20 protein-coding genes and 9 pseudogenes are annotated in these 26,534 nt (G+C 31.5%); 11 read left to right on the top strand and 18 right to left on the bottom strand.

Features of this window, described 5'->3' with window-relative positions; genetic code table 11:
- Positions 1 to 244: 244 nt before the first annotated feature.
- Both bhDAH_RS06815 and bdr (bhDAH_RS06810) read left to right on the top strand, forming a co-directional pair.
- Positions 245 to 1,048 carry a hypothetical protein gene (locus tag bhDAH_RS06815; protein ID WP_064536713.1) on the top strand — a complete coding sequence of 268 codons (804 nt, stop codon included), beginning with the start codon at positions 245 to 247 and terminating at the stop codon, positions 1,046 to 1,048.
- A gap of 30 nt (positions 1,049 to 1,078) precedes the next feature.
- The gene (gene bdr / locus bhDAH_RS06810) at positions 1,079 to 1,819 is read left to right on the top strand and encodes a Bdr family repetitive protein (protein WP_015633310.1); all 741 of its coding nucleotides are present in this window, start codon (positions 1,079 to 1,081) and stop codon (positions 1,817 to 1,819) included.
- A gap of 204 nt (positions 1,820 to 2,023) precedes the next feature.
- Here the strand turns inward: bdr (bhDAH_RS06810) and bhDAH_RS06805 are convergent, their stop codons facing one another.
- The 11 genes and pseudogenes from bhDAH_RS06805 to bhDAH_RS06755 form a co-directional block, all read right to left on the bottom strand.
- A complete protein-coding gene (locus tag bhDAH_RS06805) occupies positions 2,024 to 2,299 on the bottom strand; it encodes a hypothetical protein (RefSeq protein WP_048651611.1) in 276 nt (91 codons plus the stop codon).
- Positions 2,300 to 2,751: 452 nt separating this feature from the next.
- The gene (locus bhDAH_RS07545) at positions 2,752 to 2,883 is read right to left on the bottom strand and encodes a hypothetical protein (protein ID WP_257722544.1); all 132 of its coding nucleotides are present in this window, start codon (positions 2,881 to 2,883) and stop codon (positions 2,752 to 2,754) included.
- A gap of 203 nt (positions 2,884 to 3,086) precedes the next feature.
- Positions 3,087 to 3,634 (bottom strand): annotated as a pseudogene (locus bhDAH_RS07670) (variable large family protein); the annotation flags it as partial.
- A gap of 133 nt (positions 3,635 to 3,767) precedes the next feature.
- Positions 3,768 to 4,654, bottom strand: a pseudogene (locus tag bhDAH_RS06790) (variable large family protein); the annotation flags it as partial.
- A gap of 209 nt (positions 4,655 to 4,863) precedes the next feature.
- Positions 4,864 to 5,930 (bottom strand): annotated as a pseudogene (locus bhDAH_RS06785) (variable large family protein).
- Between the two features lie 400 nt (positions 5,931 to 6,330).
- Positions 6,331 to 7,341: pseudogene (locus bhDAH_RS06780) on the bottom strand (variable large family protein); the annotation flags it as partial.
- 101 nt (positions 7,342 to 7,442) lie between these two features.
- The gene (locus bhDAH_RS06775; RefSeq protein WP_015633309.1) at positions 7,443 to 8,537 is read right to left on the bottom strand and encodes a variable large family protein; all 1,095 of its coding nucleotides are present in this window, start codon (positions 8,535 to 8,537) and stop codon (positions 7,443 to 7,445) included.
- Positions 8,538 to 8,758: 221 nt separating this feature from the next.
- Positions 8,759 to 9,756, bottom strand: a pseudogene (locus tag bhDAH_RS06770) (variable large family protein); the annotation flags it as partial.
- 104 nt (positions 9,757 to 9,860) lie between these two features.
- A pseudogene (locus bhDAH_RS06765) lies at positions 9,861 to 10,902 on the bottom strand (variable large family protein).
- A gap of 155 nt (positions 10,903 to 11,057) precedes the next feature.
- A pseudogene (locus bhDAH_RS06760) lies at positions 11,058 to 12,085 on the bottom strand (variable large family protein).
- 245 nt (positions 12,086 to 12,330) lie between these two features.
- On the bottom strand, positions 12,331 to 12,960 hold the full coding sequence (locus bhDAH_RS06755; RefSeq protein ID WP_043924550.1) for a Vsp/OspC family lipoprotein: 630 nt from the start codon (positions 12,958 to 12,960) through the stop codon (positions 12,331 to 12,333).
- A 429-nt stretch (positions 12,961 to 13,389) separates the two neighbouring features.
- On the opposite strand from bhDAH_RS06755, the gene bhDAH_RS06750 reads away from it, so the two are divergent.
- Together bhDAH_RS06750 and bhDAH_RS07540 are read left to right on the top strand one after the other, a co-directional pair.
- Positions 13,390 to 13,593 carry a hypothetical protein gene (locus bhDAH_RS06750; protein ID WP_043924549.1) on the top strand — a complete coding sequence of 68 codons (204 nt, stop codon included), beginning with the start codon at positions 13,390 to 13,392 and terminating at the stop codon, positions 13,591 to 13,593.
- 81 nt (positions 13,594 to 13,674) lie between these two features.
- Positions 13,675 to 13,797: a hypothetical protein gene (locus bhDAH_RS07540; protein WP_257722543.1), complete on the top strand. Its 123-nt coding sequence runs from the start codon at positions 13,675 to 13,677 to the stop codon at positions 13,795 to 13,797.
- Positions 13,798 to 14,886: 1,089 nt separating this feature from the next.
- Here bhDAH_RS07540 and bhDAH_RS06745 read toward each other — a convergent pair.
- From bhDAH_RS06745 to bhDAH_RS06730, 4 genes are all read right to left on the bottom strand, one after another.
- Positions 14,887 to 15,423: a chromosome replication/partitioning protein gene (locus bhDAH_RS06745; protein WP_062706139.1), complete on the bottom strand. Its 537-nt coding sequence runs from the start codon at positions 15,421 to 15,423 to the stop codon at positions 14,887 to 14,889.
- Positions 15,424 to 15,494: 71 nt separating this feature from the next.
- Positions 15,495 to 16,256 (bottom strand): ParA family protein, encoded by a 762-nt coding sequence (locus bhDAH_RS06740; protein ID WP_062706136.1) that lies wholly within the window; start codon positions 16,254 to 16,256, stop codon positions 15,495 to 15,497.
- The gene (locus bhDAH_RS06735) at positions 16,232 to 16,792 is read right to left on the bottom strand and encodes a DUF226 domain-containing protein (RefSeq protein WP_062706133.1); all 561 of its coding nucleotides are present in this window, start codon (positions 16,790 to 16,792) and stop codon (positions 16,232 to 16,234) included. The genes bhDAH_RS06740 and bhDAH_RS06735 overlap by 25 nt, the downstream gene beginning before the upstream one ends.
- A 9-nt stretch (positions 16,793 to 16,801) precedes the next feature.
- On the bottom strand, positions 16,802 to 17,896 hold the full coding sequence (locus tag bhDAH_RS06730) for a plasmid maintenance protein (RefSeq protein WP_062706130.1): 1,095 nt from the start codon (positions 17,894 to 17,896) through the stop codon (positions 16,802 to 16,804).
- A gap of 169 nt (positions 17,897 to 18,065) precedes the next feature.
- On the opposite strand from bhDAH_RS06730, the pseudogene bhDAH_RS06725 reads away from it, so the two are divergent.
- From bhDAH_RS06725 to bhDAH_RS06710, 4 genes and pseudogenes are all read left to right on the top strand, one after another.
- Positions 18,066 to 18,572, top strand: a pseudogene (locus bhDAH_RS06725) (variable large family protein); the annotation flags it as partial.
- A 95-nt stretch (positions 18,573 to 18,667) separates the two neighbouring features.
- A pseudogene (locus bhDAH_RS06720) lies at positions 18,668 to 19,661 on the top strand (variable large family protein); the annotation flags it as partial.
- 147 nt (positions 19,662 to 19,808) lie between these two features.
- Positions 19,809 to 20,825 (top strand): variable large family protein, encoded by a 1,017-nt coding sequence (locus bhDAH_RS06715; RefSeq protein ID WP_062706148.1) that lies wholly within the window; start codon positions 19,809 to 19,811, stop codon positions 20,823 to 20,825.
- Positions 20,826 to 21,206: 381 nt separating this feature from the next.
- Positions 21,207 to 22,055 (top strand): P12 family lipoprotein, encoded by an 849-nt coding sequence (locus tag bhDAH_RS06710; RefSeq protein WP_062706122.1) that lies wholly within the window; start codon positions 21,207 to 21,209, stop codon positions 22,053 to 22,055.
- Positions 22,056 to 22,390: 335 nt separating this feature from the next.
- Here bhDAH_RS06710 and bhDAH_RS06705 read toward each other — a convergent pair whose 3' ends face one another.
- On the bottom strand, positions 22,391 to 23,545 hold the full coding sequence (locus tag bhDAH_RS06705) for a hypothetical protein (RefSeq protein ID WP_032495658.1): 1,155 nt from the start codon (positions 23,543 to 23,545) through the stop codon (positions 22,391 to 22,393).
- 184 nt (positions 23,546 to 23,729) lie between these two features.
- Here bhDAH_RS06705 and bhDAH_RS06700 point away from each other — a divergent pair, with 184 nt between their 5' ends.
- The 3 genes from bhDAH_RS06700 (at position 23,730) to bhDAH_RS06690 (ending at position 25,062) form a co-directional block, all read left to right on the top strand.
- Complete coding sequence (locus bhDAH_RS06700; protein ID WP_062706119.1) at positions 23,730 to 23,993, top strand: hypothetical protein; 264 nt, start codon at positions 23,730 to 23,732, stop codon at positions 23,991 to 23,993.
- Positions 23,994 to 24,094: 101 nt separating this feature from the next.
- Entirely contained in the window at positions 24,095 to 24,652 is a 558-nt protein-coding gene (locus bhDAH_RS06695; protein WP_062706116.1) for a hypothetical protein, read from the top strand.
- On the top strand, positions 24,649 to 25,062 hold the full coding sequence (locus bhDAH_RS06690) for a hypothetical protein (protein ID WP_062706113.1): 414 nt from the start codon (positions 24,649 to 24,651) through the stop codon (positions 25,060 to 25,062). The genes bhDAH_RS06695 and bhDAH_RS06690 overlap by 4 nt, the downstream gene beginning before the upstream one ends.
- Positions 25,063 to 25,081: 19 nt before the next feature.
- Here the strand turns inward: bhDAH_RS06690 and bdr (bhDAH_RS06685) are convergent, their stop codons facing one another.
- Both bdr (bhDAH_RS06685) and bhDAH_RS06680 read right to left on the bottom strand, forming a co-directional pair.
- Positions 25,082 to 25,420 (bottom strand): Bdr family repetitive protein, encoded by a 339-nt coding sequence (bdr, locus tag bhDAH_RS06685; RefSeq protein WP_064536709.1) that lies wholly within the window; start codon positions 25,418 to 25,420, stop codon positions 25,082 to 25,084.
- Positions 25,421 to 25,486: 66 nt separating this feature from the next.
- Positions 25,487 to 26,290, bottom strand: coding sequence for a hypothetical protein (locus bhDAH_RS06680; RefSeq protein ID WP_064536707.1), 804 nt, complete (start codon positions 26,288 to 26,290; stop codon positions 25,487 to 25,489).
- Between the last annotated feature and the right edge of the window lie 244 nt (positions 26,291 to 26,534).

The following is a 26,534-nucleotide window of genomic DNA, read 5'->3' as shown; positions in this document are numbered from 1 at the left end:
TATAATTTGTTATTAGTATGAGATTCTTTGAATTATAATATTGACTAAAGTTGCTATGAAAATGTACAAAGTTGATACCAAAATGAACAAAGTTGCCACGAAAATGAACAAAGTTGATTTTTTTCATTTCTTATTTTTATGAGTTGACGCCAAAATGGACAAAATTGCTATGAAAATGCACCATAGTTGTCACGAAAATATACCAAAGTTGACATTTTTATAAATAGATATATATTTCTATACAATGATTAGTATAAAAAATATTTTTAATAAAATCAAATCTAAAAAATTTATTGCCAAAATATCTACTACCGATTCACTTGAAATAAATCCTAAAGAAATTATTTCTTTCTCTAAAAATTATTTCTTACTATCAAATAGTACAGAACTTAAATCAATTGGTATTATACTCTCTTCCGGTATACCTCTGTCCACTCTAAATAACAAAAATTTTACTATCACTAACTTTACAGATAATATTATTTCTTATACTTTATCTTCTGGTTTACAAATTAAAAAGCATGCTTTGCTTAACCCAAAACTAATTACAAACGCCATTTATTCTCTAAAAAAGCTTAATTCTACTATCCTTGCTTGGAAAATTAATCGTATTCTTAAAAAACTATTCCTAGCAAACATCACCTCTAAACATCTAGAATCCATTTACTATGCTATTCTTAATTCCTCCCATAGAAAAAATGCTTTTTGCTTTTATACCCACTCCTCTTCACAAAATCTAAAACATAAGCATATCAAACTTGTAAACAAAACTACTCCTCTAAATAGCTATAAAAACTTAAAGTTTATTAATTCTTTTCAATCATTACGCATACATACCTCTAATTTGATTTTCTATAAAAATAGCAATAATAAATTACACTCTAATATTGCTGCCCTAATTGAATCCTTTTTACTTGATAATGAATCAAGTAAAAACTTACATACACTCAAATCTTATATTAATATACACCTCAAACAACTTGATATTAATTATAAATTAACTAATAGGATTCAAAAACAACTATTCTCTCATATCCTTTTGCAATAAAACAATGTATAATACTTATAAGGAGATTTTATGGGACTTCCTCAACCGATAGTTACTCAACAAATGGTTATCGCTGAACTTGTTAAAGCTGGTATTGATAGAGATATTGCTACTGATTTGTCTTACAGATATTATCGTAATGAGCTTACTTATAAAGATATTGAGTATTTAAAAGAAAACTTTGATATAAAACTTGAAAAGGTTGGGGCAACCTTACAAGCCGAGATTAATAAGGTTGAAGCAAGCTTAAAATCTGACATTAAAGACCTTGATAACAAGCTTGATACTGTTGAGAATAATCTTAACATCAAGATTGATAATGTTAGAAATGGGTTAAAATCTGACATTAAAGACCTTGATAATAAAATTGATACTGTTGAGAATAATCTTAACATCAAGATTGATAATGTTAGAAATGAGTTAAAATCTGACATTAAAGACCTTGATAATAAAATTGATACTGTTGAGAATAATCTTAACATCAAGATTGATAATGTTAGAAATGAGTTAAAATCTGACATTAAAGACCTTGATAATAAAATTGATACTGTTGAGAATAATCTTAACATCAAGATTGATAATGTTAGAAATGAGCTAAAATCTGACATTAAAGACCTTGATAACAAGATTGATACTAAATTTAATGAACTCGATAACAAGATTGATGTTAACAAAATGGAGCTTAAGAGTACATTAAAACTTCATAATTGGATGTTTGGTACTATTATTACCATCTCTATAGGCATTTTATTAACACTTATATTTAAGTAATTATTCGGTTTTGGATAAGTAAATGTGAATTACTAATTCTATGGTCTTTGACTACATGATCAGCAATTCACACAAGTCAGAATGGTATATAAACCTAAGGACTTGTTGGCTTAGTCCTTTTAGCAGTCTTAATTTGCTTACCTCGTAATTTTTCTTCATAAACTTCTTCTTCTGCCTCTAAGGAACCAATATCCCCCAGACCCCTTACAACAACAAAGAACCGCGCTTTGTTTCACAATAATCATCATTGTCTACTTGCTTAATTGTAATGCCAAGGCCATCTGTATATTTCTTTGCTAGCCACTCTTTAACGCATGCATATACATCCTCATAATCAATGTCCTCAGTATTAAGTACTGGGAAATTAATTACTGTCTTGTCTGCTCTCTTAGACTGCACTCCATCGCTCATATAGATATTCCAAAACCTATGGTGCTTTATATATAGCCTTCTTGCTAAATATTTCAAACTAAACCTCATCTCATGTCTCCTTTTCCCTTAAAAATTTATCTTGCTCTTGATTTGGAAGTATAATTCCTAAATTAGATATAGATAGTATTGAACCCTTCAAAATTTCTCTTAAGTCCAATATTAGCCAGCTGTGGCTTATACAAACTGTCGGGTATTGAATTATTCATCTGTGCTATTATTCTATACACTCATTGCAATATTACCTACCCCTACTTTTCTCCGGGGTAGCAATCATGCTTTCCCTAGCACGATCTTTAGATAAGCCTGTTCTTCCTTAGCTCTTCTTAAACACTCTTCTCTCTCTATAGCATCACGTTCAAATAGCTTTTTCGAATATTCTTCCTTTCCCTTTATCTCAAGCCTACGTTTTTCTTCCCTATCTCTTTCTATTCTTTCTGCCTATTCAGGCTTCAATTGATTTGTTATCTCTCTTGCTTTAAATCGGAAGCCTTTTTTCTAACTCATATATTCTCGCCATAAGCCTCTTTAGAAGCACAATTGAACTTATACTTATTTGGTGTGCCAATCTCTCTAAATCTTCCCTCCCATATGAGCTCATAATCGCCAATTATCCCATCTCTATACCTCATCATCATCCATACTTTGTATTTATACCCATTGCTAAATTCCTTTAGGAAATGCTATAAGATATCTTCAATATCGTATTCACTTTTGCACTCAATGATTGCTGTCTCAAGCACAGTATTGTTATTAGCAAAATTACCAGATTTAACAATAACTTGAAAAAAATATCAGCACCATTAGCTTCCGCAGCACTAAACAACTTGAGAATTTATTTTTGCACATTCTCTGAGGTCTTAGTAACTTCTGAATTTCCTTCACCTTGCTTGAGAACTATCCCAGCTTTATTTCTTTGATTCCTTTAACAAGTACCGTTTACGCTTTAGGCATCTTCGGGTTGAGAGTTCTGGTCTTTAACAGCATTTTCAATAACAACATAACCTCCAGCCCCTTTTACTCCTTCTTTAGCTTCTGACGCAATTTCGTCTAAGACTTCTTTAATAAATTTGTCAACAACTGTTTTAACTTTTGCGTAATTACCATTCTTAATAACTTCAAAAGTTAACTTCTCTTTAACTGATGTCATCATTTTCTTAATATCAATGAAATACTTTCCTATATCGCTTTTCTCAATATCTACCTTAATACCCCAAACGCATCTGCAACCATTTCTACAAAAGAAATAATAAATTGATAAAACTCTTTCTCTAAATTAGCTATTGAGGTTAAAAAAACGGTTTTAGGATCCTCTGCCTGCCTAATATTATAGCTTACTAATGCCAAAAATAAAGTCATTATTATTGCGCTTATTCTTTTTCCCATTATGTGCCCCTTTTAATTTATGCATTACCTTAAACATCAGAACTATCGTTAGCAAATCATTTTCCTTAAATGGCTTTATATTTTTAGTATTTACCTTTACTAGTTATCAATAGTAGCTTTAGGGATGCTCTGTTCAGGACTTATAGGAAGTATCATTCGCATTAATTTTCATAGCTTCTTTAACTGTTTTTCTTATTGCAACAGTTAATGTATTTATGCTTTAGTAACTGGCACTTACTGCTACACCTTTAACTGCAGCAGCAACATCATTAGCATTATTTCCATTAGCAAATTTACCACCTTTAGCCATTGCTCTTAGCGCTATAGCTCCTGCAATAGTTCCATCCTTAGGTATAGCATTAGCATTCCCAGTTGTTTCTTTAGCTAACTTAGCAGCATCACCATTATCTTTAATCATAGCTTGTAATATGTCAGCACCAGTTACTGCTCCTACTGCTTTAGAGGAATCAGCTGCTGATTTCTTAGGCTCAGCATTCATAGCAGCATTACCAAATAGCTTACCTGCCTCACCATCGCCAGCATTAGCAGTCCTTGCTCCAAGAGCATCAAGCTTTTTTTTCGGTACCAGCATCAGCATTTCCTTTATCTCCAAGTACCACATTTACTATACTCCTAATCCCTTTTACTAGACTATCAACACCAATCCCAGCAGCACCACCAGCATTAGCAGCAGCAACATTACCAATTGGGTCACTAGCATCTCCAATAGCATCACTTGCAATCTTAGCACCTTCTAATCTTGTCAATAGTATTATCAATTAGTGTTTTTACCGCAGTCTCAGTTGCAGTTGCATTAGGATTTCCTTCTCTCTTCATGTCAGTAACAATTTTATTAAGCTTGTCCTTAGTGCCTTGTATAGTATCTTGGATTGTTTTAAAATAAGCTCCAACATCAGACTTTTTTGTCTCTGTACTAAATCCTAATGCCTTGGCAACTATATCTCCAAATGATGTGAACACATTTAAAAAATCATTACCTAAGTCTATTACTAACTTTAAAATCTACTCTGAAGATCCTTATTACAGCTTACTAATACCAAATATAAAGTCATATTATTGCACTTAATTTTTTTCATTTCCGTGCCCCCTTTTAACTTAGGCATTAGTTCCAGCAACAGAACTATCGCTAGCAAATAGTTCTCCTACCTCACAGAAAACAAGAGAAACGTTTCCCTTACAACAACTTTATCCTTTATATTTACCCTTAACTAGTTTTTCGCTTGCTGACCACTAGTTGTTGCTTCTGCAGTATTAGTTGCTTCTACAGATTTATCTTCTTGTTTAACTGTAGCAAGAGCCTCATTTATTGTTTTTAAACCACTATCAACTGTATTCCTTATTGCTATTATAAGTGTACTTAAAGTCTTACCTACCGCACTTGCTGCTGCTCCATTTACTGCATTAGCAGATTTCTCTTCATTTTGCTTAGCAGTAAATTTACCACCCTTAGCCATTGCTCGCAGTGCAATGCCAGCTGCTATAACTGCATCTTTCTTTGCTGCTTCATCTTTAATTTCTTTTTTATCATCAGTTTGCTTAGCAGCAGCAATACTTGCAGCGTCTTTTGCTTCTTCAATATTTTTGTTATTATCAGCAATCTCTCCAGACTTAGCAATAGCTTTCAATATGTCAGCACCACTTACAGCCCCAATTGATGCATTTGCTGCTGATGCTTCAGCCTCTTGAGCTCTATCATCATCTTTCTTTGCAAAAAGTTTACCGATTGATTTTTTCTCTGTATCTCCGGTCTTAGTAGCCCCTGCATCTCCTTCACCATCTTTTAGAACCACTTCTACTATTTCGCCAATTCCTTTAACAAGTGCATTTACGCTTGTAGCATCTGCTGCTACAGCATCTTGATTGTGCACAGCATTTCCAATAGCATCACTACCTGTTGCACCTTTGGCTGCTTCCTTTGCTCCTGCTGCAATCTTATCTAATACTTCTTCAATAAACTTGGCAACGACCGTTTTAACTTTTGCGTAATTACCATTCTTAACAACTTCATCTTGCAACTTCTTTTTAACTGATGTCATAGTTTTTTCAATATCAGTGAAATACTTCCCTATATCACTTTTCTTAGTATCTGCCTTAATACCAAACGCACCAGCAACCATATCTCTCCAAAAGCCACAAAAACATCTAAAAATCCTTTCCCTAAATTAGCTATAGATGTTAAATACACAAGTTTAGGATCTTCCGCAACCCCACCGCTATTACAGCTTACTCATACCATAAATAAAGTCATTATTATTGCACTTATTCTTTCTCTCATTTTCATTATTTCATACCTTCCTATATCATAAAAAATATGAACCCACAATAACTTTTTGGCATTGACATATGATATAACCCATTATTATCCTGTTTTTTATGCTTCTGTTTTACTTACAAAAGTTAGCTTACTTTTAAAGTATTAATTATTTGATTACAATAAAAACATACTCTTAATATCATACTTGCAATTATTTATATTCAATCTTTACTCATATAAACAATTTTATATACAAATAAACATTCCCTAAATAACATCAGAAGCTAAGAGCATTACACTCCTAGCTTCCTATTCCTTTTTGACTTTATTTTTCCCTGCTCTTACAGCTTACTTAATCAGAGAAACTACATTCCTGCATTAAAAACAAGAAAAGCTTTTCCCTTACAATGACTTTATATTTTTAGTTTGACGATTTATTAGTAATTGGTTGAGCAGTATCAGATTCAGTAGCTTCACCAGTAGACTCAGAGTATTTTATTCCCTTTACTGCTTCTTTAATTTTACCAAGTTCTAGATTTACTGCTTTTCTAATTATTGCGTCCAGTATTCCTAATACCTTATTTACAGCACTTGCTGCTGCTGCCTTAACTGCACCAGCTTCATTTGCAGCATTAGTAAATTTCCCACCTTTAGTAATTGCCTTAAGAGCAACAGCTGCTGCTAAGTCCGCATTAGCAGCTGCTTTAGAACCATTAGCTTGATTAGGAGTACCAGTTGCCAATTCTCCAGCACCATAATTGGTATTAGCATCAAGTTGAACACCAACAGCGGCCTTGGCACTATTAATCTTATCAATCATTGCCCATGGATCGGCTTTAGCCACTTCATCAACTAGTTTAGGACCAACATTATCAGACGCAGCAGCACTAGATTTTGCAACTGCTTCACCACCAGCATTAGCTTCAACCGGACTACCCTCTTTTCCATCTTCAATCTCTACTCTTGACTCTTTGGCAGTTTCAATTATAGCTTTAACTCCTGCAATAATAGTCTCAACGCTAGCTTTGTCAGCAGCTACCGCAGCAGCAGCATTATCAGTATCACTAATGTCAATACTACCAGCTTCTTTAGCAACACCAGCAAGTTTAGTTAAGGCATCAATTAATTTATCAAAAACATCACCCGCTCCTTTAATTGCGCCCTTAACAACTTCAATGCTACTTCCATTAGCATTCTTTGCTTCAGATATTTCACCTGATAGCTCATTTAACTTATCCTTAGTACCTTCCAATCCTTTTTTCATCTTCTCAAAGTGTTCTCCTCCCTTACTTTTCTGGCCACCAAATTTAACAGCACTAAGTCTTAATGCATCACCTATTGCATTTCCAAAAATTCCAAATATATCTTGAAATCCTTGGCCTATCTTCACTAATGAATCAAAGAAAGAATTTTTAGATTCAGCAGCCAATTTAACTTCTCATTTTTCATTACAACAATATAGAAGGCATCTGAGACGCATCTCTAAGATTGCCTTCTAATCTTACTTTTAAGTAATTAATCTAACTATCTATCTTATTGCTGACCTGCTGGTTTTGGATCTCTTGCTTTATCTATTTCTCCTTTTGCTTTCTCAAGAACATTCTTTACTGTCTTTTTAATTATATCTTCCACTGCTACTAATAATTTATTTGCCGCTGTGATCCCTACTCCTTGTGATGCTTTGTCATCATCATTATTATTCGCAGCTAATTTACCACCTTTAACTAAGGAACGTAATGCTATTCCTCCTGCTACTGCTGCTGCTTTTGAATTGGCATTTTGTGATAGATGAGCTCCATTGCCTCCTACTGCAAATTCCAATGGAGTTGTCTCTACAGTTACATTACCTGTTATTTTCACAGCTTTATCTTCTGTTGAATTAACTATTGATGCTAGCATTTCCTTACCACTTACTGTTGTTAATATTGCTGCCGCTTTACCTGCATCTCCTACTGCTGCAGCTCCATCTGTAGCTAATATTTTAGCGCCATCCTTATTATCTGTTCCATTACCTACCTTTACTGCTATATTTCCAACTTCTGGCCTTGCAACACCTGCTCCCTCTGCTGTGTCCATTATTCCTTTCAATGCTTTATATGCTTTCTTTAACTCAGCTTCATCTACTGCTGCTCCTTGGGCATTATTTGATGCCCAACCTACTGGATTAGAATCACCTACTGTTCCTAAGGAGTCTAAATATCCTTTTAATGCCTCCAATGTCTTCTTAGCTGCATTAACTGCACTTCTAATTGGATTTTTTGATGCGTCATTTTTTTCAATGCCTGCTTCTGAATTTTTTGCTACTTGTTCTAACTCATTTGATGCTTCTCCAAGCTTACCACCCAGGCTGTTAAAATAACCCCCTACATCCTCTTTCTTTGTAGTTGATTTAGCAGTAAAGCCTAATGTATCTGAAACTAACTCTAAAAATGAATAAAAAGCATTCTCAGCACTTTTTCCCACTTCCATTAGTACTTCACTTAAACTTCCAGCCCCTTGTTTCTCTCCTCCTGCTGCTCCGGTCTTACCTGCTTCTGGTTGTTGTCCACATCCTATCATTAGAACAACTATCATCATCATTATACTTATATTTAGCTTATTAATTATTGCACTTATTCTTTTTCTCATTTTTTTACGTGCCTCCTTTTAACTTATGCATTAGCCTCAGCATCAAAACTATTGTTAGCAAATAGTTCTCCTACCTCACAGAAAAAAAGAGAAGAGCTTCCCTTAAATAACTTTATTTTTCCTGGCTCCTGCCTTTTACTTAATAACTTATCTATAATAACTGCTTAAATTATTTATTCCCTTACAATGACTTTATTATTTAGATTATTTAATTAGATAATTTATTTAGTAGCAGTAGGTTGAGTAGTACTAGCTTTGATTGCTTCAGTAGTAGTTTCAGAATATTGTATTCCCTTTACTGCTTCTCTTATCTTATTTAAATTGCTACTTACTGTTTTTCTAATTATTACGTCCAGTACTCCTAATATCTTATTTACAGCACTTACTGCTGCTGCTTTAACTGCTCCATCTTCATTAGCAGCATGACTAAATTTACCACCTTTAGTCATTGCCTTAAGAGCAACAGCAGCAGCTAAATCGGCATTTGTTTTAGCTCCAGTACTATTAGCATCAGCTATTTTAGTGGCTAGAGCTCCTACTTCATTATTATCACCAACAGCAAGATTAATACCAGTCTTAGCATTTTTAATTTTATTAATCATTGCCCATGGATCTGCTTTTGATACTTCTTCAGCTAACTTAGGACCAGAATTAGCTTGAGCATTATTATTTGCAGCAAGGGCAGCAGGGGCATCGGTTTGAGCACCAGCTGTTACCTGATTACCAGCATTCCCCAATTCAATCTTTACACCAGATTTATCCGCTGCATCAATAATTTCCTTTACATTAGCAATTACAGCTTTTACACTATTTTCATCAGCAGCTACTGCAGCACCAGCATTATTAGCATCGCCAATATTAGTATCACCAGCTTCTTTAGCAACATCAACAAGTTTAGTTAGAGCACCAATTAATTTATCAAAAACATCACCCGCTCCTTTAATTGCACTCTTAACAGCTTCAATGCTGCTTCCATCAGCATTCTTTGCTTCAGATATTTTTTTGATAGCTCTTTTAACTTATCCTTAGTAGTTGTAAGTCCATCTCCTATTTTCTTAAAGTGTTCACCTACTTTACTTTTCTTGTCACCAGATTTAACTGCATTAAATCCTAATGCATCACCTATTGCATTTCCAAAAATTCCAAATATATCTTGAAATCCTTGCCCTATTTTAATAAGTGAATCTAAGAAAGGATTTTTAGATCCAGCAGCCAATTTAACTTCTTATTTTTCATTACAACAATATAGAAGGCATCTGAGACGCATCTCTAAGATTGCCTTCTACTCTTACTTTTAAGTAATTAATCTAACTATCTATCTTATTACTGACCTGTTGCTTTTGGAGCTCTTGCTTTATCTATTTCTCCTTTTGCTTTCTCAAGAACATTCTTTACTGTCTTCTTAATTATACCTTCTACTGCTACTAACAGTTTATTTACTGCGGTTACTCCTGCTGATTGTACTACTTTGTCATCATCATTATTATTAGCAGCTAATTTACCACCTTTAACTAAGGAACGTAATGCTATTCCTCCTGCCACTGCTGCTGCTTTAGCTGCTTCCTTTGCTAACTGACCTGCATTACCTCCCCCTCTTGCAAACTTTAGTGCACTTGTCTGTGCAGTTGCATCTGCTGCTAGGGCTGCATCAGCATCTCCTTCTTGTGATGCAACTATTGATGCTAGCATTTCTTCTCCACTTACTGCTGATACTATTGCTGCGGCTTTATCTCCCACTGCTGCTCCTGCATTAGCAGCTGCTGCTAAAACTTTGGCTCCATCTTTATTATCTGCATTACCTATTTTTACTGCTGTGTCTCCTGCTTTTGGCTTTGCAACGCCTTCTTTACCAGCTGTATCCACTATTCCTTTCAACGCTTTAAAGGCGCCTTTTAATTCATCTGTACTTGCTGCTACTCCATTTTGGTTACTTGTTGCTTCACCTACCTTGTCATCATCTCCTATCCCTTTTAAAGACTCTAAATGCTCTTTTAATGTGCTTAAAGTAGTCTTGGCAGCATCAACTCTGCTTCTTTAATTACCTTGTTTAATAAACCATCTTGATCAACATCTGTTTCTGATTTTTTTGCTACTTCTTCTAACTCTTTTGATACTTCTCCAAGTTTTTTACCTAAAGCAATAAAATGATCTCCTACATCACTCTTCTTTGTATCCTTAGTTACAGTAAAACCTAAAGCATCTGAAACTAACTCTAAAAATGAATAAAAGGCATTCTCAGCACTTCTACCTACATCCATTAGCACTTCACTTAAACTTCTTCCTCCTGTAGCTGCTGCTGCGCCATCCTTCCCTGCATCTGATTGCTGACCACAACAAATAAATAGAAAACTACAAATATAAAAATACTTATTAAGGTTTGATTTGTGATTTTTAAAGAATTCTTTATACTATTAGCCCCCTGTGCAATCAGAGGGTAGGTAAAACAAAAGGAAAACAATTCTTATGAAGAGAAGAGTTTTCCTCAAATGACTTTATTTAGTTATGTTTATTAATAATTTTTTATTGTTGCTGTCCACTAGCTGTTGCGTCTGCAGGTATAGTAGCTTCTGCAGACTTATCTTCTTGCTTAACTGTAGCAAGAGCCTCATTTATTGTTCTTAAACCACTATCAACTGTATTCCTTATTGCTATTATTAGAGTGCTTAAAATCTTGTTCACTGCGCTTGCTGCTGCACTATTTATCGTCGTTACAGCCGCATCTTCATTGTTTTTAATAGAAAATGTACCATTCTTAGCCATTGCTCGCAGTGCAATGCCTGCAGCTATAACTGCGTCTTTTTTTGCTCCATCTTTAATCTCTTTTTTTATTATCTTTAACTGGAGCAACTGCAATCTCAGCTGCATCTGTTGCTTTTTCAATTCCATCAGTACTATTTGCAACAGGATTTTCCTTAGATTGTACTATAGCTTGCAAGATATCAGCACCTGTCACTGCTCCTATTGACGCTGCAGCTGCTTGAGCTGCCGCATTATCAGCTCTATTCGCATCAGTGGTTGCGGTAAATAATTTACCAATATCTTTCTTACTATCATCTTTAGTAGCATCAGCATCTGCCTTACCTTCCTTCAAGACTACCCCAACTATTTCTTTAATTCCTTTAACAAGAGAATTGACACTTGTTGCTTCTCCAGGTACAGCATCACCATTCTTAACAGTATTCCCAATAATAACATCACCAGTAGCCCCTTTAGATGCTTCTTTTGCTCCTTTCTCGATCTTTCCTAAGATTGCAACAAATTCGTCAACAGCTGTCTTTACCTTTGGATAGTTACCATTCTTAGCAACTTCATCTTGCAACTTCTTTTTAACTGTTGTCATAGTGCTCTCAATATCAGTAAAATACTTCCCTATATCACTTTTCTTAGTATCTGCCTTATCCAGTAACCATATCTCCAAAAGTCACAAAAACATCTAAAAACCCTTTCCCTAAATTAGCTATAAATGTTAAATACACAGTTTTAGGCTCCCCAGCATTAGTACTGCCACTCCCACAGCTAAGAAGTAAAATAAAGTTATAAATAAGCAATTTAAGCTTTCATTAAGTGATAAAATGAATTAAAATCAAGGCATAAATATAAGTCTAAAAGATAAAAGTAATCAAAAAAATCTCAAAAGTATAATAAAGTAGTAAAGCAAATAAATATAGGAATAAAAAACAAAATAAGCTAAGAGCAGTATGCTCCTAGCTTATTATTTATAGACTTTATTTTATCAGATAATTACCATTGATTAAAAAGTAATCTTATAATAATTAATTAAATTGTTTATCCCTTAGGTGTTAGAAGGCTTAACAGACTCTGACTTAGCAGAAGTTGTAAGCAAATTAAATGCAGCTGTTACTGCAGCTTCAGCAGCCTTTAACAAAGCATCAATTGCTGTGTTTAGTTCGCCAAGCTCTTTAGCTCCTTTATCTCCAGTATTATCGCTTTTATCTATAGCATTTTTTGCATGCGCATCAGTAGCAGCTCCGTTAGCAAGTCCCAAAGTAGCATGTTGATTTTTCAACTTAGCTGTAAATGCTTTGGCTTTATCCTCAACATCTTTAACCTTTTCATTTAAACCTTTAAGGGTTTCCGCTATTTTTAACTCTCCTACTTTTGATTCTATGGTTGTAGCCACACTATATGCCCCTGCCAATAAAGGAGTATAGTGAGCACCAGCACCTGCATCAGCTTCCAACCCATTTGCACCAATCTTTTTCTTAATACCCTTAGCAATCTCATCAATAGACTTAACTAAGGTTTCTATTTCTTTAACACTCTTAGCAAAAGCTACAGCCTCGGTTATTTTTGAACTTATTTTTGCTAAATCAAGTACTGTTCCATCAGACTTAGCTACTTCGTCACTTTTAAGCTCTGGACCTCCATTATTACATGATATAAATACCATAAATAAAGTCATTATTATTGCACTTATTCTTTTCTCATTTCCGTGCCTCCTTTTAACTTGCCAAGGGACAAGATAGTTAAAAAAGGAATAATTTTTACAAAACAAGTTAATACTCACAAAAACTCATACATCACAATAAGAATTACTATATATTGTTTAAATCACAAAGATAAGAGAATTGATATGAGTAACCTTACAAGGTTAATACTTCTCAGCATATTACTTTTGTACTGTTGCAAATGATATAAATATAAGTATAAAACCTACTGATGCTAAGCCACATAATAGATCTAAAAGGAATTTGAATAATTTACCAAATAAAACTAACTAAACACAAAAAAAATTACCCTGTCTGATGATAAGCAGAAGAAATTTAGCTATTTAAAGCATGCATTGAATCAGGTAATTAACAATGACAAAATTAAATTGGTGGATACAAAGATGAAAGTAAGAGCAAATACACAAACTTTCTTGACTAGCTTAACGGATACAAACAAAAAAAGAAGTGAAAAAGACAATGGTAAAACTTTTGCTCAATATATCAGCGATGCTATTGATTGTAAATCGAGCAGTTTTTTAAAGGTATTATTAACAGTATGTCCTACAAAAACACTAATAAAGGGATGTTTGAATATCTTAAAATAAAGCTTTCAGGAGAAAAATCATGTAGCTGAACTTACAGTAAATTAGCAATAAAAATAAATCATAAAAATAAGGGGATTTGTTATGAAAAAAATTAATTTTATTTTAATGCCAGTATTACTAATTAATAGTTTAAGTCAATTTAATAAAATAATTATAACTCATCATAATGAAATTAAGAAAGCATATTTAAAAAAAGAGATTTAAGATAGTAAAGCAAAAAACACCTTATAAAAAAATAAATTAAATTTATTGCCAAAACGGTTAAAGTAATGCATCAAGTAGACAATTGATTAATAGAGGAGAAGAAATTAAATTTTGCTAGAGTAATACTTACAAAAACCATTAAACCTGTACGATTTAGAGGAGAAACTACTTTGCAAAATAATTTCATTTTTAAGGGCATCTTCAGTTACATTTTTATGTAATTTACAAAAACTATCAAATACCTATATAAATCTCTTGACATATCCTAACTCAAAACCAAGCAAATAACCGATGCTTTGATGTTTAATATCAATATATTTAAAGAATATATTAAACTCATTAAACCTATCACCTCAAATAAGGTACAAAAAATATTCAAAATTACAAAATTAAGTATATAGAAGAAAGCCTCCTCTTAAAGAAACTTTTTTTCTCATAAAATAGGAAGTTTGTATTTACTGGCAAATAATACTTAAAAGGTTCATCACTAACTACATATCCAAAAAGATTTGGTTACCTTTAACTATATTGAAGCTATTCTTATATTAAGAAGATGGCATAATATTTTATTACTTCCAAACTAAACTCTCTCTTTATTAAATACTTATTAAGTAGGCCAATCCAATACTCTATAGTTTCAAGCTTTGATTTCTCTCCAAAATAATCAAGTATACTAGAATTATAATTCTATAATTATAACAAAAATATATCTATTATCTCTAAACTATCAAAAAGCGTCTCATATAATGTCATATGCATATTCTTATATATTTTAAATACTTCTGCAATATTACTTAAATTCATTTTACTTATTATATTGATTGTATCTTGCATTATTAACATTTTATGTTGATTATTTATCGTAATAAGTCAAAAACTAAAAACCTACAACACTATTAACAAAAATAGCTTTATCATACAAAAAAAATATTGCATTATTAAACTTGAAAGTCAAATTTTAAGCCTTTGTTAACAATTCTCAAAAAGACTTGCTAACAAAGGCTTAAAAACTTTTAAGCTTGACCAACATAGGATGGGATTTAAATGCCCACACAATTAATATTAAAATACATTAAAAATCAAATAAAATCAATTGTTTTTTAAATTTTTATATCTGATTTCCAACTGTTCTAAAATGTTCCCTCCATTACTAAAAATCTCCTCTAAAAGAAAACTTGCAAATTCAGAATTTTTCTTATAAAATTCATATGCTTGCTCTGTTTTAAGTTGAAAACGCAACGGTTTTATTGGTTTTTTTTTTGATTTTTGACTGGTAACTTCATTTGATTTGATACTTTTATAAACATCTACTACTCCCCTTTGTTTAATATCATTTATACTTAAATCACCCCTTAATACATGTTCATATATTTTTAAATATGAATATGCTTGTGTTTTTTTAATCAAAAATTTATTGATAAACGCCTCAAAACTTTTATATCCGTCAATAAGGTAAAGATTTTTGGTTTTTATATTGTATAAAATTTCCATTATTTGAATTTTATTTTCAATGTCATTGATTATACTTTTCCTTAAAGCGAACTTATAATTCTCATATTCTTCCTCTTGCGAAATGCTCATCAAACCCTTTTCCCTATCATTTAAAACAATCATATTTTTTGACACTTGCAAAACTCCTTAGAACAAAATCGTTCGATATCGAACGATTTTGTTCTCATTAACTATAAAAATTAAATTTAAATTCTTAATATATTATTTAAACATTCTGCACATTCTTGATAATAAAGCTCCTTATAACTAGGCTCTTGTAAGTTATTTGTAAAAACTTTTATTTTATTGGAAAAATGAACCTTCCCTTTAATAAAATTACCATATTTTTCTTGAATTGAATTTTCTATATCCTTAAAAGTATTTCTATTTCTCATAAACTGATTTTCTACTATCGATATATCAATGTCTTTATCTATATAAATAGAAATTTTTGAAATGTATTTCATCAATATAGACAAACTTTCAACCGAAAATCTCTCAACCTGAATAGGTATTATGAGCTTATCTGTAATATGTAAAGCATTATCTAAAAGTGAATCTAAATTAGGAGGAGTATCTATCAAAACATAATCAAAATAATAACTAACTAAAAATTTTTTTAACCTATGTTTTAAAGAAAGAACTTTATACGAATCAACCTGTTGATTAAAAAGATGCAAATTTGGATGAGAAGGCAGAAGATATATGCTATCATTTATCTTGTTTAAATATTTACCAAAATCTAAATTTGTATTTTCTCTTAAAAACTCATAAACATTATTCAATTCTAAATTTTTTATATATTGCATAAAATAACTGGTTAAACTATTTTGAGGATCTAAGTCTATAACTAAAATCTTCTTGCCCGCATCTTTTAAAATATAACTAAAAATAATAGTCAAAATGCTTTTTCCAACACCACCCTTGATATTAGCAATTGTGATTATTTCTGGTTTTTTTCTATCCATTTATTTATAATTCCTCCATTTGGTAGCTTTTTGCCATAAAATTCATATACTTGTTTTTCTAAATTGATCATTCTTTCAACTAAAGATTCATAATATTTCTTATTAGCTTTTTCCTTTCTAAGTAAATAAGTAATTTCTCCAATATAACAACAAACACTACCTTTCTTAAATCTAAATTCTACGTAATAAACTTTTGAAAATGTGGACGCTTTCATGATACCATTCTCTTCATATCTTGTTACAACATTTTGTATTGGTTTTCTATACCAATAAGATATGCCCAAAAATTTATCATCATCTCTTAAAGAAAACAGATTAAACACCGCTATTTTTTCTTGATTAAAAAGTTCCCTAAAGGAAACGAAAAATTTACCTCTTTGGTTTTTATTAATCCCAAAAGAGAACAAATCTTTCATTATTTTTGTATGGTATATTGTTCTGTTATTAATTTTTTCTACTTTCACGAAAAGATTCCTGTTGTTTTTTTTCTTAATTTCTGATTCCTTTTTTTTTAAGCGTTCTAATATGCTCTCCATAACTAATCCTTAACTGGTGATTATCTCAAGTTTTTCTGGTTTTAAATAATCTAGATTATTATTTATCAACTCTAAAAGTTCATGGTAGTAATAATTATTAAGTGCCTTGCTGTATGTTAACTTATCCTGTTTATTTAAATAACCCTTCAATATTGATACTAAAATCGATTTGTCTACTTTATGTCTTAATTGTTCAAGAAGTATACTAAATACGTTATTTCTAACGTCTCTCTCATTTTCTTTTGCGTTTCTATTAGTATATTCAACTGTTTTTTTAAGCTTTCCTATTATTTTCTTTAAGTCATTATACTTGTTATTCTCTATAATGAAGTGGGGTTTGTTTTTATATTGTTCATATACTTCTTGTATTTGTGTTTCTAACTGTTTACCGTTGTGTCCTTCATTTTCTAATCTAATCCTTGTTTCATTCAAGATCTTGCTTAATTCTCGCTGTTTACTTCTGTTCGATTTAATACCATTAATTCTCTTGTAAATACTATTTTCAATGAAATTTTCGGTTCTTTTAATAATTTTACATACTTTAATCGTAGCATTTTTTTCTAATTCTAAATCTAGAATAGAATAGAGTATGTCTGATTTAAAGTTGCATTTTCTGATGTATTTTTTTACTTGTAGTTTTTCTATTTCTTTTATGTCTTTCTTCTCTTCTTTATTATTATATATATTATAAGAACACTCCCATTTTTCTACACTGCTATTTTTAATACAAGTCTTTTCAAGATATACATTAACACGTTTTTTATGTCTTTCCTCTTTTTTTTCTCTAAATTGTTTATTGATTATGCAGTAACATTCTTTTTTAGAGTATTTAAGTTCGTAGTGAATTTCAGTTCCCATGTTAACACCCAAATGTCTGTGATAATTAATTGTTACTTGAAATTCTTTTTTTAATTTATAAAGATAACTTTGTAGTGTTTTAAGTTTGATAGGGTTTTGGTCATTTTTTTTCATATTATTATTGAAATAATAAAGTATGTCATTTTGAGTGTATTTTTTTAACTTTAAGTTCATGTAATTTAGTGTTGATATTAAAACTATTAATTTGTGTTGGTATTTGTTTGTAAATTTTTTTGTGTTCCCCATTTAAATCTCCTGTGTTGGTTATTGAATTATTATCTTTTATCATAGTGCAATACCCGTTAAAAAGTAAACCCATTTATAATAAAAATATTTTTAGTAAATACATTATAGGGTACTGTTGGTGATCTAGTTGGTAATATTTCTTACTTAAAGACAAAGGAAATCCTGAGGTGGGGATAATAAAAAAGCTGAAGATGGTAATAGCGCAGAGAATAATGACGGCGCAGGTAAATTGTTTAATAGTAGTACTGGAGCTGCTTCTGATGCAAAGAAATCAGCAGCTGATGCAGCAAAAGCAGTTGGTGCTGTAACTGGTGCTGATATTTTGCAAGCTATGATTAAAGATAATGGAAGTGCTGTTAAATTAGCTGAGAATAATGCCGCTCAAGTTGCTGGTGTCAATGCTTCTAAAGATGCAGAAGTAGCAGGAGGTATAGTGTTAAGAGCTATGGCAAAGGATGGTAAATTTGCTAAGGTTAATAATGGTGATGTTGATGTGGAGAAAGCAGTTAAGGGAGCAGCAATAAGTGCAGTAACTAAAGCATTGGATACTCTCACCATAGCAATAAGAAAAACAATTGACGTAGGACTTAAGGAAGTTAAAGAAGCAATAAAAATTAATCCTAATGATACTCCTTTAATTATTGATAATACAACCTCTGAAGCTAAGAAGAATTAGTTAGAATTTAATAACAATATACATAACCAAATAAAGTCATTCTAGGAAAACTTTTTTCTTCATGAGAATTGTTTTCTTTTTATTTTCAATCTGAGAAATTGGCCGCTGAAAGTAAGAATACTTTCTTAGATTCATTAGTTAAGATAGGACATGGGTTTCAAGAGATTTTTGGCATTTTTGGTAATGCTATTGGGGACGCTTTTGGACTTACAGCAGTTAAATCTGGTGATAAGAGAAGTAAAGTTGGTGAACACTTTAAGAAAATAGGAGATGTATTTACAACTACTAAGAATAAGTTAAAAGAGCTATCAAAAAAATATCTGAAGTAAAGAATGCTGATGGGAGTACAATTGAAGCTGTTAAGAGTGCAATTAGCAGTGCTAGTGATGTCTTTGAACAACTAATTACTGCTCTAACTAAACTTGCTGATGCTGCTAAAGAGGCTGGTAATGCTGATATTGGTGATGCAACTACTGATAATAATGCTGCAGGTGCTAATGAAGCTAGTGTAAAAGCTATAATTGAAAGTGTAAAGACAATTATAGATGTAGCAGAGAAATCTGGCATAGAAATCAAGCCTGGCAATTTTGGTGGACCGGTGGCTAATGGAGATGGGCCTAAAGCTCTAATTCATAACGCTCAAGCTGGTGCAGGTGATGCTGCAAAGCTAGCAGGTGAAGTATCAAAAGCCGACCCATGGGCAATGATTGACAAGATTAAGAATGCTAAGGCTACTGCCCCTGCTGCCCCTGCTGCTAATTCTGAAGCCGGAGTACTAGCTACTGCTACTAATGGCAATAATGCTGCCGGTAGTGCAGTTACTAATGCAGACTTAGCAGCTGCTGTTGCTCTTAAGGCTATGACCAAAGGTGGTAAATTTACTCAACCTGATAATAATGAAGGTGGTGCAGTTAAAGCAGCAGCTGCAAGTGCAGTAAATAAGGGATTAGGAGTACTTGATTTATAATTAGGAAAATAGTAAGCAGCAATCTAGATAAGATAAGAGAAGCTGTTAAGGGAATACAATATTCTGAAACTACTACTGAAGCAACCGAATCTAGTAACTACTACACGACCCGCTGTTATTAAATAAATTATCTAATTAAATAGTCTAAATAAAGTCATTTGAGGAAACTTTTCTCTTCATGAGATTTGTTTTCCTTTTATCTATATCTATCTCCCCTGAGAAAAAAGGAGGCACGTAATAATGAAAAGAATTACTTTAATGCGTTATTAATGACTTTGTTTTTACTTCTTAGCTGTGGGAGTGGTAGTACTAATGCTGAGGATCCTAAAACTGTATTCTTAACTTTTATTGCTAATTTGGGTAAAGGTTTCTTGAATGTTTTTACTTCCTTTTCTGATATGATTACTGGCGCTTTTGGCATTAAGGCTGACGATAAAAAGAGCGATATTGGAGCTTATTTCACTAGAATATCAGAGACTATGACATCAGTAAAAGAGAAGTTGCAAGATGAAGTTGCTAAGAATGGTAATTACGAAAAAGTTAAAACAGTCGTTGACAAGTTTATTAAAGAAGTATTAGATAAAATTGCAGAAGGGGCTAAAATTGCTGCTAGTGGGGCTACTGGCACTAGTAGTGAGTTAATTGGGAGTGCTACTAAAAATTCTGGTGCTACGGCTCCCAAAGCGGATTCAATAAACACGTTAGTTAAAGGGATTAAAACTATTGTTGACGTGGTTTTGAAAAAGGATGAGGGGAGTGCAGAGGCTACAAAGACAGCAGAAGATGATAAAAAGGATATTGGCAAATTGTTTAGCACCACTGCTGATGATGGAACAGATGCAGAGGCTGCAGCAGCTAGTGCATCAATTGGTGCAGTGAGTGGTGCTGACATCTTGAAAGCTATTGCTAAGTCGGGTGAGGCTGCTACTGCTGGTGATATTAAAATTAATGAAGCAAAGAATGCAGCAGAGATTGCTGCCACCAATAAAGCTGATACTAAAGAGGCTAAACAGAAAGATGCAGTTATTGCTGCGGGAATAGCATTAAGAGCAATGGCTAAGGATGGTAAATTTGCTGCTAAGAATGAAGAGAAATCTGCTAATGCAGTTAATGGAACAGTAGCAAGTGCTGTTGGTAAGACATTAAGTACTCTAATAATAGCAATAAGAAATACAGTTGATAGTGGTTTAAAAAAGATAAATGAAGCACTAGCTACAGTTAAGCAAGAAGATAAGTCAGCAGAAGCTACTAATCCTGCAGAAGCAACAACTAGTGGACAACAATAAAGAATTATTAATAAAACATAACTAGACAATAAAGTTATTTTATGAAAGTTTTTCTCTTTTTATGAGAGTTGTTTTCCTTTTTTGAATTTTGGTGGTGCATTAAATATTTGTACTAAAGATAATACAGTAACCTTTGTTCAGTCCTATGCTAATTAGATATAAGTAAAGTACTATAAGATTAGTTTTGTTTAGTAAATAATTAATTTTACTTTATTAAAATAATTTTGAATTGCCTTTAATTATTACAGAATAAAATAATTGAGGTTTTATGAAATTTATTTTTTGATATTTAAATTATATGGTCTATATTAGATTAAATAATTATTAAATCTCAATATTGAAATATAATAATTATTTAATCTAATATCCCAGGAGGGAGATATGAATAAAAGTATTTTAGCAGTATGTATGTTAGCATTATTATGTTTATTATCATGTGATATAAATGCCCTTGATGATTTATTAAATGAAGTAAGGGGAAATTTTTTAGATGAAAGCAAAGATAATAAAGATTTAAACCATAAACAAGAAAATCAGGAACAAAAAGAAGATGTTATAGATGGTCTTGAAGAAAAAGTAGAAATACAACAAGATATGGAAGTAAAACCTGTTAATGAGGGATTTGCGGTGTCTCAACAATATGTCCAAGAAGCAATAGAGATAAAAGAAGAGGACCTAACTCCAAGTACTGATGAAGAGATCAAAGCACAAGCAGAAATTGAAAATGTAAAAAGTGCTCTTGGAGATTCTGGATGTTCTCAATTAATTGAGGACGCACTTAAACTCAAAAGTGAATATGAGCTATTAGAATCTAGTTTTTATGATATACTCTTAGAACTTAAAAATAAAATAGGGAGTAGTGATCTTATAAAGGATAAGACAAAGAGGCAGAAACTAATTAAATTACAAAATAGATTCAATGAAAAAAGGAATCAGATTGATATGTTTATGACCCAAGTTGATGCAGGACTTAATGAAAGAAGTTCCGCAAAATACTTTTTTGAAGAAGCTGAAAAAACTTTAAAAGAAGCTATTACTGAAAGATTAAGAAATAAACGTGGAAGTTACTCATCAAAAAGAGGAAATAGCGCTTTATTAGCTAAAAAGGCACAAAGTGAAGCAGAGAATGTTTTAAGTTTATTAGAATCTTCTTCTGGGAAAATAGGAGAAGCAATAGGAATAAAGAAAGAGATAGAGAAAGTCATTAATGAGGCAAAGTCTATTCTATAGAATCTTGCAAGATAAAGACGGAAAGATTTAAATATTTTATAATATTAATATTTTCAAGAAGAGTTCCTTTATAAGGGGCTCTCTTAACATTTGATTTAAATAAATTTTCAAAGATAATTATCTTAATAATTCGATTATACGTTTATTTTTTTGTCATATTTTAAGTATAAGGATATATGTTTTTGGGACATTTAAGAGTGAGCAAAGAGTTTGTTAAATAGGGAATATAAATTTCAAGGATAATTAAATGAGTATGTATGTAAGAATAAAGATAGGCTTCTAAATAAGCCTATCTTTATAATTTTTATTTAAAGTACTTAACTTTAGAGGTGAATTTATCTAGCACCAGTAGTACCATCAAGTAATATGAATACCTGTTCTAACTCACTTTTAGTCTTTGGATGCATGTTATTGGATGATTCTATTTCTTTGTATGCTTGATAATCATTTTTATGACTTTTTTGAACCTTTGCAATCATGGAACTTATTGCTGATTTAATTTTTTCTAATTTTGTCTTTGCTTGTATGTCTTTTTGGAGATTACCAGCGTATTCAGGAATATTAGTAAGATGTATAGCATCATTTAGACTTTTTTCAATTGCACTTAAAAGATTTTTAAGATCTTCTGTTAATATGTTTTTGTTAAATTTGTATAGTTCTTGTTGAGACTTTTGTTTTTCAGAGTCTTCAGGTCTTCTACCATAAATAGGGTTTAATTTTGTGTTATGGAATTCAACTTTTGCCCAATCGTCTTTTATTTTTCCAGCTATTTTAAGAGCTTTTTTTACACTATCTTTGGTTTTATTTAATTTGAATTTATACTGATTATCTAATCTAGTCTCTTCTTTTTCATTGGTATCCTCTCCTTCTTCAAATTCATCTTCTTCAATTGTCATAGATCCAGAGTATAAACCCGAAATTATTGTTGTTGGTGGAATATAATTGTAAATATCGTAATCAACATTATAATCATTGTAGTTAATAGGTGATTCTCCACTCATGCTTTTAAGATTATTAGTTTTATCTAATGATTCTAAGTGATGATTTAGAGGAAGTAAAGGTTTTTTGTATGCATCTACAATTATTGTATCAATTGTTTCTGTTAAAGGTGCAATATCAAGGTCTGTTTGAATTGGTGTGTGTATTTCCTGACCCTTCTTATTAGTGTTATCAATTTGTGGTATGGATGTTCTATCGATTTGAGGTATGCTAATACCATCGCCAACACCGGTAGTATTTTTTTTGTAACTAGATGTATGATGAGCAGTTTGTGTCATTGATTCCCCATCAATATGTGTGCTGCTGTCGGCATTAGTGGTATTGTTTTGTGAGTTTCCATTGTTAGAATCGTTGTGTTGTGTAAAATCTAACGTAGAATAAACTTTATCAAGTAAATTAGTAGATTTATCTTTAAGTTTACCATTAAGTAGTAAGTCACAACTAATAAAACCTAAAAGTAAACTTAAGATTAAAAACTTAGCTTTTTGCATTTATATCTCCTTATTTTTAGATAGAATGTATTAAAATATAAATCGTTTAATAAGTAATTCTATAAAAAGTGGTATTTTACTATTCATTAGTACGAACTTATCTATAAATAGCTTACTTAACTACACAAACCTTGAAAGGCTCGACATACTATCTAAATTAAGTCAACATAATAATATAAGCCAAATGTCGCATGTAGGGAAACCAGCTGTATTTAATAAAGCTAATATAAGCTATATAGATAATAAGAATTCTAAAGAAGTGCTTTTAACAAAAACTTTTTCTATCAAACCAAAGACAAGACAGTGCACATTCAAAAGGGATGATGTGGAAATATGGCTTGTATCAAAACATAAAATCGATAAAAGATACCTAAATCAAGTAAAAGAGTGCAGTAATAATGATTCAACTTACATAAATGCATTAATCAATCTAGAGAGCAATCATTGAATATGAAAGCGAATACAACATTGAAGATATCTTAGATCATTTTCTAAAACAGTTTAGCAATAGGTATAAATACAAGGTATGGATTATGATGAGGCGAACAGATGGCATTATTAGTTATTATGAGCTTATATGGGAGGGGAGATTTACACCCCAGTAAGTACAAGAGTAATTGTGTCGTCAAAGAGACTTATGGAGGGCATATACAAGTTAGGAATGTTGAAGCAAGAAGTGGTAAACATTTAAGTCCTGAAGAGATAGAGAAAATAGAGAAGGAAAGAGAAGAAAAACGAAAGTTTGAGATAAAGAGAAGAGAAGAATATTTGAGCAAGTTGTTTGAACGTGAAGCTAAAGAAAGAGAAGAGCGTTTAAGAAGGGCTAGGGAAGAGAATGCTTATCTAAAAGAACAAGCTAGGGCAAGTATGTTTGCTACTTTAGAGAAAAGTAGGGTAGGGAATATGGGAGTTGATATAGAGAATAATAGAAGTAATTTGGAACCCTATGAGAGTGCTCACAGTCTATCAAGACCGATTGAGATTGTGCTTAATAGTAATTTTGAAGGATTTAAGACTGCTAAGGGGATTTCTATATCTAATTTAGGGATTATGCTTTTATCTGAAGAAGAGAGTCAAAATTTAGGTGAAAAAGGAGATATGTCATGAAATTTAGTTTGAAATATTTAGCAAGAAGGCTATACATCAAATGTCATAGGTTTTGGGACATCTATATGAACGATGAAATACAGTCTAGAAAGGTAGACGAGAGAATAATTAATTTTCCAATACTTATACCCGCAGATATTGATTATGAATATGTATATGGATACGTTAAAGATCGGATAGGAAAGAAATATACAGATAACCTTGATATTACGATTAAGAAAATAGGCAATGATGATTATTATTGTGAAACCAAGCGAGGTACGTTGATGAATAATATATTGAATAGGATTTATGAAGATTATAAGGAAATATTTATTGGCAAATTAGAACAAAAAAAGGATGTTGTTAATGTAGTTGAAGAGGTTGTTAAGGTTTCTAAAAAAGCCAAACCACCAAGTTCCTTAGAGTAGCATCAATGTGCAAGATTAATTACTTAAAGATAAGAGTTAAAAAAATTCCTATATTAAGTGTAATAATAGTTCCAAACATCCAATTATGAAGTCTTAATGTGCTCTTAAGTTCCATTTTGTTAACATCAATCTTGGTATCAAGTCCATTGAATTTAGAATCTATTTTGTTATCGAGTTCAGTCTTGACAGATTTAATCTCAGCTTGTAAAAGAGCTTCGACCTTTTCAAGTTTTATATCAAAGTTTTCTTTTAAGAATTCAATATCTTTGTAAGTCAGTTCATTACGATAATATCTGTAATACAGATCAATAGCAATATCCCTCTTAATACCGGCTTTAGTTAGTTCATTGATGACCATTTGTTGAGTAATAACAGGTGGTTGAGCAGTCCCATGGAAGTTTCCTTATAATAATTATACATTGTTTTATTGCAAAAGGATATGAGAGAATAGTTGTTTTTGAATTCTATTAGTTAATTTATAATTAATACCAAGTTGTTTGAGGTGTAGATTAATATAAGATTTGAGCGTATGTAAGTTTTTACTTGATTTATTATCAAGTAAAAAGGATTCAATTAGGGTAGCAATATTAGAGTACAATTTATTATTGCTATTTTTATAGAATAGTAAATTAGAAGTATGTATGCGTAATGATTGAAAAGAATTAATAAACTTTAAGTTTTTATAGCTATTTAGAGGAGTAGTTTTGTTTACAAGTTTGATATGCTTATGTTTTAGATTTTGTGAAGAGGAGTGGTTATAAAAGCAAAAAGCATTTTTTCTATGGGAGGAATTAAGAATAGCATAGTAAATGGATTCTAGATGTTTAGAGGTGATGTTTGCTAGGAATAGTTTTTTAAGAATACGATTAATTTTCCAAGCAAGGATAGTAGAATTAAGCTTTTTTAGAGAATAAATGGCGTTTGTAATTAGTTTTGGGTTAAGCAAAGTATGCTTTTTAATTTGTAAACCAGAAGATAAAGTATAAGAAATAATATTATCTGTAAAGTTAGTGATAGTAAAATTTTTGTTATTTAGAGTGGACAGAGGTATACCGGAAGAGAGGATAATACCAATTGATTTAAGTTCTGTACTATTTGATAGTAAGAAATAATTTTTAGAGAAAGAAATAATTTCTTTAGGATTTATTTCAAGTGAATCGGTAGTAGATATTTTGGCAATAAATTTTTTAGATTTGATTTTATTAAAAATATTTTTTATACTAATCATTGTATAGAAATATATATCTATTTATAAAAATGTCAACTTTGGTATATTTTCGTGACAACTATGGTGCATTTTCATAGCAATTTTGTCCATTTTGGCGTCAACTCATAAAAATAAGAAATGAAAAAAATCAACTTTGTTCATTTTCGTGGCAACTTTGTTCATTTTGGTATCAACTTTGTACATTTTCATAGCAACTTTAGTCAATATTATAATTCAAAGAATCTCATACTAATAACAAATTATA

This window comes from Borrelia hermsii DAH (genome assembly GCF_023035675.1).
GTDB lineage: Bacteria > Spirochaetota > Spirochaetia > Borreliales > Borreliaceae > Borrelia > Borrelia hermsii.
Note: the sequence above shows the minus strand (reverse complement) of the source record. Positions and strands in the feature narration are given on the sequence as shown.

Coding starts and splice junctions, on each gene's coding strand:
- bdr (WP_064536709.1), bottom strand. CDS start 25,420: ATGGTCATCAATGAACTAACTAAAGCCGGTATTAAGAGGGATATTGCT.
- bhDAH_RS06690 (WP_062706113.1), top strand. CDS start 24,649: ATGAAATTTAGTTTGAAATATTTAGCAAGAAGGCTATACATCAAATGT.
- bhDAH_RS06700 (WP_062706119.1), top strand. CDS start 23,730: ATGTCGCATGTAGGGAAACCAGCTGTATTTAATAAAGCTAATATAAGC.
- bhDAH_RS06750 (WP_043924549.1), top strand. CDS start 13,390: ATGAAAGTAAGAGCAAATACACAAACTTTCTTGACTAGCTTAACGGAT.
- bhDAH_RS06775 (WP_015633309.1), bottom strand. CDS start 8,537: ATGAGAAAAAGAATAAGTGCAATAATTAATAAGCTAAATATAAGTATA.
- bhDAH_RS06680 (WP_064536707.1), bottom strand. CDS start 26,290: ATGATTAGTATAAAAAATATTTTTAATAAAATCAAATCTAAAAAATTT.
- bhDAH_RS06735 (WP_062706133.1), bottom strand. CDS start 16,792: ATGGAGAGCATATTAGAACGCTTAAAAAAAAAGGAATCAGAAATTAAG.
- bhDAH_RS07545 (WP_257722544.1), bottom strand. CDS start 2,883: ATGATGAGGTATAGAGATGGGATAATTGGCGATTATGAGCTCATATGG.
- bhDAH_RS06755 (WP_043924550.1), bottom strand. CDS start 12,960: ATGACTTTATTTATGGTATTTATATCATGTAATAATGGAGGTCCAGAG.
- bhDAH_RS06710 (WP_062706122.1), top strand. CDS start 21,207: ATGAATAAAAGTATTTTAGCAGTATGTATGTTAGCATTATTATGTTTA.
- bhDAH_RS06740 (WP_062706136.1), bottom strand. CDS start 16,256: ATGGATAGAAAAAAACCAGAAATAATCACAATTGCTAATATCAAGGGT.
- bhDAH_RS06805 (WP_048651611.1), bottom strand. CDS start 2,299: ATGAGGTTTAGTTTGAAATATTTAGCAAGAAGGCTATATATAAAGCAC.
- bhDAH_RS06730 (WP_062706130.1), bottom strand. CDS start 17,896: ATGGGGAACACAAAAAAATTTACAAACAAATACCAACACAAATTAATA.
- bhDAH_RS06705 (WP_032495658.1), bottom strand. CDS start 23,545: ATGCAAAAAGCTAAGTTTTTAATCTTAAGTTTACTTTTAGGTTTTATT.
- bdr (WP_015633310.1), top strand. CDS start 1,079: ATGGGACTTCCTCAACCGATAGTTACTCAACAAATGGTTATCGCTGAA.
- bhDAH_RS06715 (WP_062706148.1), top strand. CDS start 19,809: ATGACTTTGTTTTTACTTCTTAGCTGTGGGAGTGGTAGTACTAATGCT.
- bhDAH_RS07540 (WP_257722543.1), top strand. CDS start 13,675: ATGAAAAAAATTAATTTTATTTTAATGCCAGTATTACTAATTAATAGT.
- bhDAH_RS06695 (WP_062706116.1), top strand. CDS start 24,095: ATGGCATTATTAGTTATTATGAGCTTATATGGGAGGGGAGATTTACAC.
- bhDAH_RS06815 (WP_064536713.1), top strand. CDS start 245: ATGATTAGTATAAAAAATATTTTTAATAAAATCAAATCTAAAAAATTT.